The sequence below is a fragment of the Streptomyces hyaluromycini genome (assembly GCF_002217755.1).
In the GTDB taxonomy this organism is placed as follows: Bacteria; Actinomycetota; Actinomycetes; order Streptomycetales; family Streptomycetaceae; genus Streptomyces; species Streptomyces hyaluromycini.
This window is the reverse complement of record NZ_BCFL01000033.1, coordinates 22,062-36,734: the sequence shown is the minus strand read 5'-3', so window position 1 is coordinate 36,734 and position 14,673 is coordinate 22,062. Positions and strand designations below refer to the sequence as shown.

Sequence of the window (14,673 nt, the reverse complement as noted above, 5' to 3'; positions counted from 1 at the left end):
GATGCGCGGCTGTCGCCGCGTGGGCGCGATCAGCCCCCACCACCCCGCAGCCCGGACTCCTCCGCCCCCACCCGAATCGGCCGCACATACAACCTCAGCGCAACCCGATCGATCACCATCTCCTCCCGAAGCACGAACTGCTGGTTGAGCACAGCCCACTTGGCCCGCTCCGTAGCGAGCCGCGGCCGATACCCGCTCACCAGCGCGTACTTCTCCATCACCGCCCACACCTCGTCCACCCCGGCCAACCGCCGCCGCAGCGTCCCCGCCCCCACCTCACGCCCGTACAACGTCCCCGACACCGGCCCCGGCTCGGCCAGCGCAACGTCCCTCGTGGACGTGAAGTCGGCGGGATACGCAAGCTCTGCCCCGCGCGCGTGGGCCGGCAGGAACAGCACGGGGTCGCCGGGCCGCAGCACCCGGGCCACGGCCGCCGCGACCGCGCCGAGGTTGTCGGCACGGTTGCCCGGCACCCGGTCCGCCCGCAGCAGCGGAACCTGGTGGGTGAAGGCGAGGACGACCGCCAGGACCCCTGCCAGGGTGAGCGCGGGCGACGGGGGCGCGGTCGACCGGGGCGCGGTCGCCGTGCCGTGGGACCAGAGCCGGCCGAGCATCCCGGCGACCCGGTCCGCGCCGAGCGCCACCAGCAACGGCCCCCCGGCCAGCGCGTACAGCACATACCGGTCGACGTACAGCGGGGTGAGCTGCGAGGCCAGCATCAGCGCCACCGGTGGCAGCACCGCGAGCGGCAGCGCGACCGCCGCGAGGGTCACCTCGCCGCGCCGGCCCACCAGCCGCGTCAGCCCGAGCAGCCCGAGCGCCAGGCACACCCAGTACACCCGGTCGGTCGGTCCGAGGTACTGGCGCAGCAGTTCCTGCGCGGTCTCCACGTCCGGCTCCCGCAGCCACGCGACCTGGGCCGACTGTCCGTGCGAGACCACGACCATCGGCAGCAGCGACAGCACCACGCCCCCGGCCGCGCAGCCCCACCCCCGCCACACCCTTCCCGACGAACGGGCCAGCGCCAGAGTTCCCGCGTGTGCGAGCAGCAGCAGGACGGCGAACTCGTGCAGCCAGCAGGTGACTCCGAGCACGGCGCCGTACCGGCACCAGGCCCGCCGTCCCTCCTCCCGCACCGCCCGGACGAAGAGCAGCGTCGCGCCGGTGGCACCCGCGGCGACCAGGGCGTACGAGCGGCCCTCCTGCGCGTAGTGGCCGACCAGCGGGGTGACCGCGTACAGCAGCCCGGCCCACAGGCCGACGCGCGGCCGGGCCAGACGGCTGCCCAGGGCGGCCACCAGGCCCGCGGTGACGGCCGCCGCGCACACCGAGGGCAGCCGGAGCACGACCTCGCCGGGGTGGCCGGGATCGGCGGCGAGGACGACGTGCATCAGCAGGTAGTACAGGCCGTGCACCGCGTCCACGCCGTGCAGCAGCCGCCAGATCTGCGGCACCGTGCGCCGGGCGACCTGGTAGGTGACGGCCTCGTCGCGCCACATGCCGCCGCGGTGCAGCCCCCAGAACCCGATGGCGAGCATCACCGCGGCCGGGGCGGCCACGGCGAGGCCCCGGGCGGCCGCCGGCCACCGGGGCGGACCGCCCGACGGGCGCGGCCGGCTCCGTGGAGCCGGCCGGCAGTCTTCAGCTGTTCGCGTCGTTCGCGGATGCGCCTTCACAAGAGGCCCGATACTCACCACGGCCCGATCTTTTGCGATTAGCCAACCTTTGCCGGGTATTGACGGCGTATCGGCATGGATACACCATCCGCGCGGCTTACGCTCGCGGTTGATGAATCGCCGCCCGTACTTGCCGCTCCCGTGCGTCCCGTTCGCCCCGCCTGTTCGACTCCCGCGGCTCCGCCGCCCGCCCGGCCTCTCGCGTCTCCTCTGTCTCGCCGTCGCCTGGGCCGCCACGCGCGCGTCGATGCTGTGGCTCCTCGCCCACAACAACGAGCGACCCCTGGGCCACGGAGCGGTCGCGCGCGAAGTGTGGCGGCTGTACTTCCACTGGTTCGGCGTGCTGTCGCACGGCGCGTTCCCGGCGCACGACACGTTGTGGCAGTACCCGCCGGGCGCCGGTGCGGTGCTGCTCGCGCCGGGGCTGGTGCCCGGACTGAGCTACTTCCAGGCGTTCGTGGCGCTCACCCTGGCCACCGACGCGCTGATCACGGCGGCGCTCGCCCGCGCGGGCACGCGCCCCGGCCGCACCCTGCTCGGCGCGGCCCTGTGGACCGGCGGCCTCCCCCTGCTGCTGCACCTCCCGCTCGCCCGCTACGACGTGGAGGTCACCGCCTTCGCCGTGCTCTCCCTGCTGGCGCTGTCGCGCTCCACGCGCGCGTGCGGTGCGCTGGCGGCGCTGGGCGCGCTGGTGAAGGTGTGGCCGGCGCTGGTGCTGCTGGGCCTGGCGCGCGGGCGGCCGACGCGCACGGCGTGGCTGTCCGCGGCCCTGACGGGGACCGTGGCCCTGGCCGCCTTCGTGGTGTCGTTCCGCAACCCGCTCGCGTTCCTCCGTCAGCAGGGCGGCCGGGGTGTGCAGGTCGAGTCGCTCGGCGGGACCGCGCTCAGCCTTGCGCGGCAGGCCGGCTGGCGGGGCACGACCCGCTACCAGTACGGCGCCATGGAACTCGTCGGCCCGCACGTGCGCGCGGTCGCGACCGCCTCCCTCGCGCTCACCGCGGCCGCCTTCGCCCTCCTCCTGCTGTGGCGGGTACGGGCCCGGCGCTGGACCCCGGCCACCCCGTACGACGCGGCCCTGAGCGCCGTCCTCCTCTTCACCGTCACCAGCCGGGTGATCAGCCCGCAGTACATGATCTGGCTGCTCGGCCTGGCCGCCGTGTGCCTGACCTCCCGGCACACCACGCAGCGTCCGGTCGCCGCGCTGATCGTCGCGGCGACCGCGCTCAGTGCCGTCGCCTACCCCGCGTTCTACGCCGAGGTCATCCACTGCACCTGGACCGGCTGTCTGCTGATGCTCGCCCGCAACGGCCTGCTGGCCACCGCCGCCGTGCTCTCCCTCACCCGCCTGTGGCGCGCCTCCCGCCGCCGGGAGAGCACATCACGTGTCCACATGGCGACAACAGGCCAGTTCAGCCGTCCGCAGATGTCGGCGGCACCTGCTTCACTGAGAGGTGACCGCGGCTGACGAACACCACGGGCCAACTGACGGAGGGAACGGCCACACATGACCTGGCTGATCACCGGCGGCGCCGGTTACATCGGGGCGCATGTCGTACGGGCGATGGCGGAGGCGGGCGAGCGGACGGTGGTGTACGACGACCTGTCCACCGGCATCGCCGACCGCGTGCCGGAGGACGTACCCCTGGTGACGGGCTCCACGCTCGACGGTGAGAAGGTCGCGCGCGTCCTGGCCGAGCACGAGGTGACCGGGGTCGTGCACCTGGCGGCGAAGAAGCAGGTCGGCGAGTCGGTGGGCCGCCCGCTGCACTACTACCACGAGAACGTCGAGGGCCTGCGCGTCCTGCTGCAGGCCGTGACGGAGGCACGGGTCCCGTCCTTCGTGTTCTCCTCCTCCGCCGCCGTCTACGGCATGCCGGACGTCGACCTGGTGACGGAGGAGACGCCGTGCGTGCCGATGTCGCCGTACGGCGAGACGAAGCTCGCGGGTGAGTGGCTGGTCCGCGCGACGGGCCGGGCCACAGGTCTGGCCACGGCCTCGCTGCGCTACTTCAACGTGGCAGGCGCGGCCCGCCCCGAACTCGCCGACGTGGGCGTCTACAACCTCATCCCGATGGTCTTCGAGAAGCTCACGGAGAACGCACCGCCGCGCATCTTCGGCGACGACTACGCGACACCGGACGGCACCTGCGTCCGTGACTACATCCACGTGGTGGACCTCGCCGAGGCCCACGTGGCCGCGGCCCGCGCCCTCCAGGCGGAGCCGGGCCGCGAGCTGACCCTCAACATCGGGCGCGGCGAGGGCGTCTCGGTCCGCGAGATGATCGACCGCATCAACGCGGTCACCGGCTACGACCTCCCCCCGACCGTCGCCCCGCGCCGCCCCGGCGACCCGGCCCGCGTGGTTGCCTCCGCCGACCGCATCACCACCGAACTCGACTGGAAGACCAAACACGACGTCCACGACATGATCACCTCGGCCTGGGCCGGCTGGGTACGCCTGCATCCGGAGGCGGCCCGGGGCTGACGCACCGGCCCGGCCACCGGATACGTGAGCTCCCGTCACTCCCCCGCCCTGCGGGCCTGTTTGACCTCCTCGGCGATGGACCAGGCGTCCGCCACCGGGCCCACGTGGCCGAGTTTGTCGGGGTTGAGGACCAGGCGGACGGCCTGGACACGGCCGTCGAGGATGTCGAGGGAGAAGGTCTGCAGGACCTTGCCGTGGCGGTCGCGGAAGATCGCGCCGGGCTGGCCGTTGACCTCGTGCTGCTCGCAGGTCACCTCGATCCGGAACAGCAACGGGATGACGGCGCCGAGGAGGCGGGCCACGTTCTGGGCGCCCAGGACCGCGCGGGCCAGCTGCGGGGCCTTGCCGCCGGCGTCGCTGACCAGCGACACGTCGGCGGCGAGCAGCTCCTGGAGGCCGGCCAGGTCGCCTTCATGGAGGGCCTCGAAGAAGCGTGTGGCCAGTGCGTCGCGTTCCCTGCGGTCCGCCTCGAAACGGGGGCGGCCCTCGGCCATGTGGCGCCGGGCCCGGACCGCCAGCTGGCGGCAGGCGGCCTCCGAGCGGCCCACCGCCGACGCGACCTCGGGGAAGCCGAAGTCGAACACCTCGCGCAGGACGAAGACCGCGCGTTCCAGGGGGCTGAGCCGCTCCAGGAGCAGCAGGGCCGCCATCGACACCGAGTCGGCCAGCTCCGCCGACCGCACCGGGTCCTCGTAGGGGTCGGCGAGCAGCGGCTCGGGGAACCACGGGCCGACGTACTCCTCCCGCCGGACCCGGGCCGAGCGCAGTACGTCGATCGAGAGCCGGGTCACCGCGGCCGACAGGAAGGCCTTCGGCGACCTGACCTCCGTCGGTGAGCCGGCGAAGCGCAGCCAGGCCTCCTGGACCGCGTCCTCGGCCTCGGCGACGCTGCCCAGGATCCGGTACGCGATCGAGAACAGCAGCGGCCGCAGCTCCTGGAACTCCTCGGTCCTGTTGTCCTTCATGTGCGTCTCCCCCTCGTCCCGTCCCGGCCCGTCAGAAGGCGCCCGAGCCGAACCGGCCCGCCGCGACGACCAGCGCCAGCGCGAGATAGACCAGGTTCAGCGCCACGAACGCCCGTTCGCCGCGCCGTCCGTGGGTGATCATCGCGCCGATCATCAGCAGGATCCAGGCGGTGGCGGTCACCGGCACCAGTACCGGTGCGACGCCGGTGACGGCGGGCAGTACCAGGCCCGCCACGGCCAGGAGTTCGAGGATGCCGAGCGTCCGCACGAAACCGTCGCCGACGTCACCGGTCCAGCCGCCGCCATGGGCCGCGGCCAGCTTCTCCCTCGGTACGAACGTCTTGCTGATCCCGCCGGCCAGCGCCACCGCGGCAAGCAGTCCGGCGGCGATCCACAGCGCGAGGTTCATCGTCCACTCCTTGGTCGGGGATGCCTGCGCCCTCTACGACGAGACGGCCGCTCCGGCTGTGACATCCCCGGCCGGGTGGTTCACAGCGCCTTGAGCGCCTCCGTGGTCCCGCGGGCCAGCGCCGCCAGATACCCCTTCGGCAGCTTCGGGGTGCGGATCACCACCGAGCGCCAGTACAGCGGGCCGGAGATCAGGTCCATGGCCAGGTCGTCGTCGAGGCCCTCGGCGAGTTCGCCGCGCCGCTGCGCCGCCTCGATGATCTTGCTGGCGACGCCCTCCTGGCCCTCGCGCAGCGTCTTCTGCATGGCCTCGGCGATGTCGGGGTTGCGAGCGGCCTCGGCCTGGAGGTCCGGGATGATCTGCGAGGCGACCGGGTGGCGCAGCGCGCGTGAGGTGACCTCGTACAGCAGGCGCAGGTCGCCCTCCAGGGAGCCGGTGTCGGGCACCGGCAGGCCCATCACCGCGAGGGCCGAGACGACGTCGAGGACCAGGTGCAGCTTGGAGCGCCAGCGACGGTAGACGGCGGTCTTGCCGACGCCCGCGCGGCGCGCGATGCCCTCGATGGACATCCGGGCATACCCGACCGCCGCGAGCTCCTCGAAGACGGCGGCCCGGATGGCCTCGGTCACGTCCTCGCGGAGGACGGCCGCCCCGGCGGGGGCTCGTCGGCGCGGACGCGTCTGGGACTCCTCGGCGTTCGTCGTCATGCTCCCAGCATAGGGGCGTAACGACGAAACGGTTGCGTTCCGACGACGCACCGACACCGAGCCGCCACCCGAACGCCCCAACGCGGGCCCGCTGAACGCGTCCCAGGTCATCGCCGTACCGAACACGTGCCCGCACCACACCGCAACGAATCGGTCGCGCCCCGACCTCGAAAGTGTTACGGCACACATTCGCCCGTGACGACGAAACGGTTGCGTTCCGACGCCAACTCGGCCTACGCTCCCGTTGCGACGATACGGTCCCGTCCCGACGTAAGAAAACGTGAAGAGAAGCGTAAGCAAACTTCGGGTGACGGGCCCGGCCCCAGCCGGACGCCGCAGCACCCCCACCCCCCGAGTGAAAGCAGCGGATGTGACCCAGGTTCTCCACACACCGCCCCCGGCCCCGGTCACGGCCGAGGACGACCTCGCGGCGCTCGCCGCCCGGCACGGTCTCTCGGTCAGCGGCGCCCGCCCCTCCCTGCCGGCGTACGTCGGCCAGCTGTGGGCGCGGCGGCACTTCATCACCGCGTTCGCCACCGCCAAGCTCACCGCCCAGTACGCCCAGGCGAAGCTCGGCCAGGTCTGGCAGATCATGACCCCGCTGCTGAACGCCACGGTGTACTACTTCATCTTCGGTGTTCTGTTGGACACCAAGAGGAACGTGCCGGACTACATCCCGTTCCTGGTCACGGGCGTGTTCATCTGGACGTTCACGTCGAGCTCGATCATGACCGGCACCCGCGCGATCGCCGGCAACCTCGGTCTCGTCCGCGCCCTGCACTTCCCGCGGGCCGCGCTGCCCATCTCCTTCTGTCTCCAGCAGCTGCAGCAGCTGCTCTTCTCGATGGCCGCCCTGGCCGTCATCCTGCTCTGCTTCGGCGTGCCGGTGGCCGCCTCCTGGCTGCTGGCGATCCCGGTGCTGATCCTGCAGTTCATGTTCAACACCGGCATGTCGCTGATCATGGCCCGCTGGGGCGCCAAGACCCCGGACATCTCCCAGCTGATGCCGTTCGTGCTGCGCACCTGGATGTACATCTCCGGCGTCATGTGGAGCATCGACAAGCTGACCGGTAAGCACAAGGGGCTGCCGGACTGGGTGGCGCCGGTACTCAAGGACAACCCGGCCGCCGTCTACATCGACCTGATGCGCTACGCCCTGATCGACAGCTTCCACGGCAGCCAGCTGCCGCCGCACGTGTGGATCGTCGCGACCGGCTGGGCCCTGGTCGTCGGCGTCGGCGGCTTCATCTACTTCTGGAAGGCTGAGGAGACGTACGGCCGTGGCTGAGAACGTGAGCGACACCCCCAGCATGAACGAGACACCCACCGAGCGTGAGCCCCGCACCGTGAGCGACATCCCCACCGTCGTCTGCGACCGCGTCGACATCGTCTACCGGGTCAACGGCACCGGCGCCGGCCGCGGCTCCGCCACCGCCGCCCTCAACCGCATGCTGCGCCGCAAGAACGCCGAGAAGGCGGCGGGCACCCGCACGGTGCACGCCGTCAAGAACGTCTCCTTCGTCGCCTACAAGGGCGAGGCCATCGGCCTGATCGGCACCAACGGCTCCGGCAAGTCCACCCTCCTCAAGGCGGTCGCCGGCCTGCTGCCCGTGGAGAACGGCGCCATCTACACCGACGGCCAGCCCTCCCTCCTCGGCGTCAACGCGGCCCTGATGGGCGACCTGACCGGCGAGAAGAACGTCTACCTCGGTGGCCTCGCCATGGGCATGTCCCGCGAGGAGATCAAGGAGCGCTACCAGGACATCGTCGACTTCTCCGGCATCAACGAGAAGGGCGACTTCATCACCCTCCCGATGCGCACCTACTCCTCCGGCATGGGCGCCCGGCTGCGGTTCTCCATCGCCGCCGCCAAGGACCACGACGTCCTGCTCATCGACGAGGCCCTGGCCACCGGTGACGCGTCATTCCGCATGCGGTCCGAGGAGCGCATCCGCGAGCTGCGCCAGCACGCGGGCACGGTGTTCCTGGTCAGCCACAACAACAAGTCCATCCGCGACACCTGCGAGCGGGTGCTGTGGCTGGAGCGCGGTGTGCTGCGCATGGACGGGCCGACCGAGGACGTCCTCGCGGAGTACGAGGCCTTCACCGGCGACAAGTCCGACAAGACGAAGGCCAAGCCGAAGCCGAAGCCGAAGGTCGCCCAGCCTTCCTGAAGCTTCCCGAACCTTCCTGAAGCAGACCTGCGACCACGAGCCGCGCCGTTGCTATACGGCGCGGCTCGTGTCCGTCTGGAACACCCATGTCCGGTAGACGAGGAAGCGGAAGGCGGAGGCGAGCACGATCGACAGCGCCTTCACGATGTTGGATTCCAGCGGCCCGGCGAGACCGAGGCCGTGATAGCCGGCATAGAACAGACCGCTTTCCAGCACGACACCCACTCCGCTGAACACGAAGAAAAGTGCGATCTGCTGTCGTGTGCGCGAGGCCCGGTCCCGATAGGCGAAAAACCGGAAGCCCACGTAATTGGTCGCCATCGCCATGCAGCTGGCCGCCACCGTCGCGGTCATGGCCGGCCAACGCAGGCCGTGCAGCAGCAGGTTGAAGACCAGGAAATTGACGAGGACACCGCTGCCGCCGACGACCCCGAATTTCACGACTTCGAGGACGACCCGCGGGACCGGCCGCCCGACCGTAAGTTGCACTGTCATGCGGCAGACCATATCCGAGACTTCTCGATTAGCAGGAAACGGTAAATTCCCCGTCCGTTTCTCCCTGGATATCGGCAAGAACAAGCACCGGCAGGAAAGAACAGGAATGAAAGGCGCCCCGGACCGTCACCGGCCCGGGGCGCCTTTCATGTCGTACTACTACTTTGTACGGCCACTCGTTCGGCTACGAGTGCGTGCGCAGCAGCGTCCGCATCGTCCGCATGGCCACCGAGAGGTTGGCCAGGTCGAAGGAGTCCGAGCTGCGGATCTCCTCCAGAGTGGTCCGGGCCCGGCCCAGGATCGCGGTGTTCTTCTGCTCCCAGGCCTGGTAGCGCTGCTCGGGCGTCGAGGTGCCGTTGCCCGCGGCGAGCACGTCGGCGGTGAGCATCGCGTGGGCCGCGTACAGGTCCTCGCGGATGGAGGCGCGGGCCATCGACTGCCAGCGGTCGGCGCGCGGGAGCTCGATGATGCGGTCCATCAGCTGGGTGACGCCGAGCCGGTCGGCGAGGTCGTAGTAGACCTCGGCGACGTCCAGCGGCTCCTTGCCCGTGCGGTCGGCCACCGAGACGATGTCCAGCGCCGGGAAGGCGGAGGAGAAGCCCGCCACACGGGTGGCGACCTCGTCGGGCACACCGGCGCCGGACAGCTCGTCGTGCACGTGCTGGTACCACTCCAGGTCCGCGCCGCGCAGCAGCTTCGGCAGCTGCTGCCAGACCTGCTCGACGCGCTCGGCGAAGAAGTCGACGGTCTCCAGGAGCTGGAGCGGCTGCGGCCGGTTGTTGAGCAGCCAGCGGGTGCCGCGCTCCACCAGACGGCGGGAGTGCAGCCGGATCCGGGTCTGGACGGCCGCGTCGACCTTGTTGTCCAGTTCCTCGACCGCGTCCCACACCGCGGCCGAGCGGAAGATCGCGCGGGCCGCGGTCTGCGCCCGGACGATCTCCTCCAGGGAGGCCCCGGTCTCCTCGCGCAGCCGGTGCAGGTAGGTCGTACCACCGGTGTTGACCGTGTCGTTGACCAGGACCGTGGTGGTGATCTCACGGCGCAGCGGGTGGGTGGCGAGCGCGGCGGCGAACCGCTCGCGCAGGGCCGTCGGGAAGTACGCGTGCAGCAGACTGCTCAGATACGGGTCGTCCGGCAGCGAGGTCGCCAGCAGCTCGTCGGCGACCGTGATCTTCGTGTACGCCATCAGGACGGCCGTCTCCGGGCCGGTCAGGCCCTGGCCGGTGCCGATGCGCTCGCGGATCTGGCGGTCGGTGGGCAGGAACTCAAGGGCCCGGTCGAGGTGGCCTTCCCTGACCAGGTGGCGGATGAACCGCTGCTGGGCGTGGAGCATGTCCCCGGACTGGGCGAGCGCGTTGGCGATCGCCACGTTCTGCGCGTAGTTGTTGCGCAGCACCAGGGCGCCGACCTCGTCGGTCATCTCGGCGAGCAGCTTGTTGCGCTGCTTGACCGTCATGTCGCCGTCCGCGACCACGCCGTTGAGCAGGATCTTGATGTTCACCTCGTGGTCGGAGGTGTCCACGCCGGCGCTGTTGTCGATGGCATCGGTGTTGATCTTGCCGCCCTGGCGGGCGAACTCGATCCGGCCGAGCTGGGTCAGGCCCAGGTTGCCGCCCTCGCCGACGACCTTGACGCGCAGGTCGGCGCCGTCGACGCGGATGGCGTCGTTGGCCTTGTCGCCGACGTCCGCGTTGGACTCGGTCGACGCCTTGACGTAGGTGCCGATGCCGCCGTTCCACAGCAGGTCGACCGGCGCCGCCAGGATCGCCTTCATCAACTCGGCCGGGGTCAGCTTGGCGACCTTCTCCTCGATGCCGAGGGCCTCGCGGATGTGGCCGTTGACCGGGATGGCCTTGGCGCTGCGCGGGAAGATCCCGCCGCCCTGCGAGAGCAGGTCGGTGTCGTAGTCGCCCCAGCTGGAGCGGGGCAGGTCGAACAGGCGGCGGCGCTCGGCGTAGGAGGTGGCCGCGTCCGGGTTCGGGTCGATGAAGATGTGCCGGTGGTCGAAGGCGGCGACCAGGCGGATCTGCTCGCTGAGCAGCATGCCGTTGCCGAACACGTCACCGGACATGTCACCGATGCCGACGACCGTGAATTCCTCGCTCTGGGTGTCGGTGCCCAGCTCCCGGAAGTGCCGCTTCACGGACTCCCAGGCGCCGCGCGCGGTGATGCCCATGCCCTTGTGGTCGTAGCCCGCGCTGCCGCCGGAGGCGAAGGCGTCGCCGAGCCAGAAGTTGTAGCTGCCGGCGACCTCGTTGGCGATGTCGGAGAACGTCGCCGTGCCCTTGTCGGCCGCGACCACCAGGTAGGTGTCGTCCTCGTCGTGCCGGACCACGTCCTGCGGGGGCACGACCTCGCCGGCCACCATGTTGTCGGTGATGTCGAGCAGCGCCGAGATGAACGTCTTGTAGCTGGCGATGCCCTCGGCCAGCCACGCGTCCCGGTCCACGCCCGGGTCGGGCAGCTGCTTGGCGACGAAGCCGCCCTTGGCGCCGACCGGCACGATGACGGTGTTCTTCACCATCTGCGCCTTGACCAGGCCGAGGATCTCGGTGCGGAAGTCCTCACGCCGGTCGGACCAGCGCAGACCGCCGCGCGCGACCTTGCCGAAGCGCAGGTGCACACCCTCGACGCGCGGCGAGTACACCCAGATCTCGAACGCCGGGCGGGGCGCCGGGAGGTCCGGGATGGCCTGCGGGTCGAACTTCATGGAGACGTACGCGTGCGGTGCGCCGTCGACCGTCTCCTGGAAGAAGTTGGTGCGCAGCGTCGCCTTGATGACGGTCAGGAAGGAGCGCAGGATGCGGTCCTCGTCGAGGCTCGCCACCTGGTCCAGCGCCGCGTCCAGCTCCTCCAGCAGGGCGTCGGTGATCTCCAGGCCGGCCTTCTGCCGGTCCGGCGACATCCGCGCCTCGAACAGGGAGACGAGCAGCCGGGTGGTGTGGACGTTGTTGCGGAGCGTCGTCTCCATGTAGTCCTGGGAGAACGTGGACGCGGCCTGCCGCAGGTACTTGGCGTACGCCCGCAGCACCATCGCCTGCCGCCAGCTCAGCCCGGCGCTCAGCACCAGCGCGTTGAAGCCGTCGTTCTCCGCCAGGCCGGTCCAGGTCGCGGCGAACGCGTCCTGGAACCGCTCACGGCCGTCGTCGCCCAGGTAGTCGCCGTTGCCGCCGCCGGACACCTTCGGCATCCGCAGCCCGAAGTCGTAGATCCACGCGGTCGTCCGGTCCGCGCAGCGCAGTTCGTACGGCCGCTCGTCGATCACCTCGACGCCCAGCCGGTTCAGGACCGGCAGCACCGCCGACAGGGAGATCGCCGCGCCCTTGCGGTAGATCTTGAACCGGCGCTCGCCCGGGGCGGCGCCGACCGGCTCGTAGAGGCTGAGCGCGAAGTCGTTGCCCGCCTCCTCGGTGAGCCGCTCCAGGTGGACCAGGTCGGCGACCGCCGCGCGCGGGGTGTGGTCGGCCTTGTAGCCCTCGGGGAAGGAGTTCGTGTAGCGGCGCAGCAGCTCGGCCGCGCGCTCCTCGCCGCACTCGGCGTTGAGCGCCTCGGCGAAGCCGTCGGCCCAGGAGCGGGCCGCCTCGACCAGGCGGGCCTCGATGCGGTCCTTGTCGGCGTCGGACAGCTCGGGCAGCTCGGTGCCCTGCGGGACGCGGACCACGAAGTGCAGCCGGGAGAGGATCGACTCGGTGTTCCAGGCCGTGAAGTCGACGCTGGTGCCGCCGAGCTCCTCCTTCAGGATGTCGATGATCCGCAGCCGGACACCGGTGGTGTAACGGTCGCGCGGGAGGTAGACGAGGGCCGAGTAGTAGCGGCCGTACTCGTCCTGGCGCAGGTACAGCCGCAGCCGGCGGCGCTCCTGGAGGTAGAGCACGCTCGTGACGATCGACTCCAGCTCCGGGACCGGGGTCTGGAACAGCTCGTCGCGCGGGTACGTCTCCATGATCTGCATCAGGTCACGGCCGTCGTGGCTGTTGGGCGAGAAGCCCGCGCGCTCCAGCACCGCGTCGACCTTGCGGCGGATGACCGGCACCCGGCGCACCGACTCGGTGTAGGCGGCGGACGAGAACAGGCCCAGGAAGCGCCGCTCACCCACCACGTTGCCGGCCGCGTCGAACTTCTTGACGCCGATGTAGTCCAGGTACGACGGCCGGTGCACGGTCGCCCGGCTGTTCGCCTTGGTCAGGACGAGGAGCTTGTGCTCACGGGCCTTGGCGCGCGCGTCGGCGGGGAGCCGCTCGAAGGACGGGCTGACCGGGTGGCCCTCCTCGCCGGCGTGCTGCGGATCGGAGCGCAGGATGCCGAGGCCGGTGCCGGGCACGGCGGCCAGCGAGTCGTCCTCGCGCAGCTGGTACTCGCGGAAGCCGAGGAAGGTGAAGTGGTCGGCGGCCAGCCAGCGCAGCAGCTCGCGGGCCTCCTCGACCTCGGGGCGCGGCAGGTCGGCGGGGACCGGCTCCTCGCCGAGGTTCTCGGCGACGCGGACGGCCGCCTCCCGCATCTTCTCCCAGTCCTCGACGGCCTCGCGGACGTCGGAGAGGACGCGCAGCAGGTCGGCGGTGATCTGCTTGAGGTCGGAGCGGTCGGTCTCGCGGTCGATCTCGACGTGGATCCAGGACTCGACGTGCGTGTCGTGCGGCAGTTCCTCGTCGTCGGACGGCGGGGTGGGCAGCACCTCGATCAGCTTGCCGGTGAGGTCGCGGCGGACGGCGATCTGGGGGTGGATGACGACGTGGATCCCGCGCCCCTGCCGGGTCAGCTCGTTGGTGACCGAGTCCACGAGGAAGGGCATGTCGTCGGTGACGACCTCCACCACCGTGTGGGTGCAGGTCCACCCGTTCTCCTCGACGGTCGGGGTGTGGACCCGGACGTTCGCGGTGCCCTGCGGGCGGGTCTCGGCGAGACGGTAGTGCGAGACGGCGGCGCCGAAGACGTCGACCGGGTCGCGGTCGGCGAGGTCCTCCGGCGCGGTGTGCAGGTAGTAGCGCTGGAGGAACGCGAAGACGGACTCCTGGTCCGCCTCTCCCGTCGTCCCAGTCGGTAGGTGCCCCCCGGCCGGGCTGTTCTCAGCTACCCGGGCGGCCCGATCGAGCAGCTCGGCCTTGGCTTCGTCCAGCTTGGTCTGCATTGTCCTCTGGCTCCTGTCGCGCGCCATTGCGTGACGTAGAAGGAAGTACGGGCTCTTCCCCCTGCGGCTCGACGCCACGGCCGGGGTCTCCGGTCTGCTCAGACGCTATGCCGCAAGGGAAGATGAGCGGAGGGTATTGAGCCATATTTGAGCTGCTCGGCAGGTGTGACGCTGCTCTCGGCAGCGTCCCTGCCAGGGCCGCCTGCGGCGCCCTCCGCCCGGGAAGACCAGCGACCGCCGCCCGGTCACGGAGGTGCTCCGTGCTCACCGGGCGCAGGGCGGGGGCATCGATGCCCCCGCGAACTATCGCGCTGATCACGCCACCAAGGCTATCGCTCCCCACCGGGGGGCCGTCATGAGCCGTATGTGTACAAAACAGGGGGTGGAACTTTGACGTTCTGCACAGGGCGCTGCGCGGGCTTGGCCGACATATGGGCTGGGGGTGGCTGAGGGCGCGTGGTGATGACGCGGGTGCGTGGGGGCTGGTCGCGCAGTTCCCCGCACCCCTACGGGGCGCTGCCCAGCCGCGTCGCACGCAGCCGCGGGCAGGCGTGTCAGCTACTCAGCTGCGGGCAGGCGTGCCTCCCCCAGTGCCTTAAGGGCCTGGGAGGTGCCCCCAGGCGGCACGGGTGGGCGC

At 70.9% G+C, this 14,673-nt stretch carries 10 protein-coding genes; 4 read left to right on the top strand and 6 right to left on the bottom strand.

The features are described 5' to 3' along the window. Nucleotides 1-29: 29 nt before the first annotated feature. Entirely contained in the window at nucleotides 30-1,559 is a 1,530-nt protein-coding gene (locus SSP29_RS43915) for a glycosyltransferase family 39 protein (RefSeq protein WP_089106579.1), read from the bottom strand. Between the two features lie 364 nt (nucleotides 1,560-1,923). Between SSP29_RS43915 and SSP29_RS43910 the strand changes: the two genes are divergently transcribed. Together SSP29_RS43910 and galE are read left to right on the top strand one after the other, a co-directional pair. Further along, complete coding sequence (locus SSP29_RS43910; protein WP_245883531.1) at nucleotides 1,924-3,141, top strand: glycosyltransferase 87 family protein; 1,218 nt, start codon at nucleotides 1,924-1,926, stop codon at nucleotides 3,139-3,141. Between the two features lie 39 nt (nucleotides 3,142-3,180). Beyond that, nucleotides 3,181-4,161: a UDP-glucose 4-epimerase GalE gene (gene galE / locus SSP29_RS43905; RefSeq protein WP_089106577.1), complete on the top strand. Its 981-nt coding sequence runs from the start codon at nucleotides 3,181-3,183 to the stop codon at nucleotides 4,159-4,161. A gap of 35 nt (nucleotides 4,162-4,196) precedes the next feature. Here the strand turns inward: galE and SSP29_RS43900 are convergent, their stop codons facing one another. From SSP29_RS43900 to SSP29_RS57600, 3 genes are all read right to left on the bottom strand, one after another. After that, nucleotides 4,197-5,126 (bottom strand): RNA polymerase sigma-70 factor, encoded by a 930-nt coding sequence (locus tag SSP29_RS43900; RefSeq protein WP_089106576.1) that lies wholly within the window; start codon nucleotides 5,124-5,126, stop codon nucleotides 4,197-4,199. Nucleotides 5,127-5,157: 31 nt separating this feature from the next. Continuing rightward, nucleotides 5,158-5,535, bottom strand: a complete 378-nt coding sequence (locus SSP29_RS43895; RefSeq protein WP_089106575.1) for a DoxX family protein — start codon at nucleotides 5,533-5,535, stop codon at nucleotides 5,158-5,160. Between the two features lie 80 nt (nucleotides 5,536-5,615). Further along, the gene (locus SSP29_RS57600; protein WP_089106574.1) at nucleotides 5,616-6,242 is read right to left on the bottom strand and encodes a TetR/AcrR family transcriptional regulator; all 627 of its coding nucleotides are present in this window, start codon (nucleotides 6,240-6,242) and stop codon (nucleotides 5,616-5,618) included. A gap of 370 nt (nucleotides 6,243-6,612) precedes the next feature. Between SSP29_RS57600 and SSP29_RS43885 the strand changes: the two genes are divergently transcribed. Both SSP29_RS43885 and SSP29_RS43880 read left to right on the top strand, forming a co-directional pair. Continuing rightward, a complete protein-coding gene (locus SSP29_RS43885; protein WP_089106573.1) occupies nucleotides 6,613-7,530 on the top strand; it encodes an ABC transporter permease in 918 nt (305 codons plus the stop codon). A 22-nt stretch (nucleotides 7,531-7,552) separates the two neighbouring features. Beyond that, the gene (locus SSP29_RS43880) at nucleotides 7,553-8,416 is read left to right on the top strand and encodes an ABC transporter ATP-binding protein (protein WP_089106694.1); all 864 of its coding nucleotides are present in this window, start codon (nucleotides 7,553-7,555) and stop codon (nucleotides 8,414-8,416) included. A 51-nt stretch (nucleotides 8,417-8,467) separates the two neighbouring features. Here the strand turns inward: SSP29_RS43880 and SSP29_RS43875 are convergent, their stop codons facing one another. Next, nucleotides 8,468-8,911, bottom strand: coding sequence for a GtrA family protein (locus SSP29_RS43875; RefSeq protein WP_245883530.1), 444 nt, complete (start codon nucleotides 8,909-8,911; stop codon nucleotides 8,468-8,470). A 184-nt stretch (nucleotides 8,912-9,095) separates the two neighbouring features. Next, nucleotides 9,096-14,036, bottom strand: coding sequence for an NAD-glutamate dehydrogenase (locus SSP29_RS43870; protein ID WP_089106571.1), 4,941 nt, complete (start codon nucleotides 14,034-14,036; stop codon nucleotides 9,096-9,098). Between the last annotated feature and the right edge of the window lie 637 nt (nucleotides 14,037-14,673).

Coding starts and splice junctions, on each gene's coding strand:
- SSP29_RS43870 (WP_089106571.1), bottom strand. CDS start 14,036: ATGCAGACCAAGCTGGACGAAGCCAAGGCCGAGCTGCTCGATCGGGCC.
- SSP29_RS43900 (WP_089106576.1), bottom strand. CDS start 5,126: ATGAAGGACAACAGGACCGAGGAGTTCCAGGAGCTGCGGCCGCTGCTG.
- SSP29_RS43880 (WP_089106694.1), top strand. CDS start 7,553: ATGAACGAGACACCCACCGAGCGTGAGCCCCGCACCGTGAGCGACATC.
- galE (WP_089106577.1), top strand. CDS start 3,181: ATGACCTGGCTGATCACCGGCGGCGCCGGTTACATCGGGGCGCATGTC.
- SSP29_RS43895 (WP_089106575.1), bottom strand. CDS start 5,535: ATGAACCTCGCGCTGTGGATCGCCGCCGGACTGCTTGCCGCGGTGGCG.
- SSP29_RS57600 (WP_089106574.1), bottom strand. CDS start 6,242: ATGACGACGAACGCCGAGGAGTCCCAGACGCGTCCGCGCCGACGAGCC.
- SSP29_RS43910 (WP_245883531.1), top strand. CDS start 1,924: ATGCTGTGGCTCCTCGCCCACAACAACGAGCGACCCCTGGGCCACGGA.
- SSP29_RS43875 (WP_245883530.1), bottom strand. CDS start 8,911: ATGACAGTGCAACTTACGGTCGGGCGGCCGGTCCCGCGGGTCGTCCTC.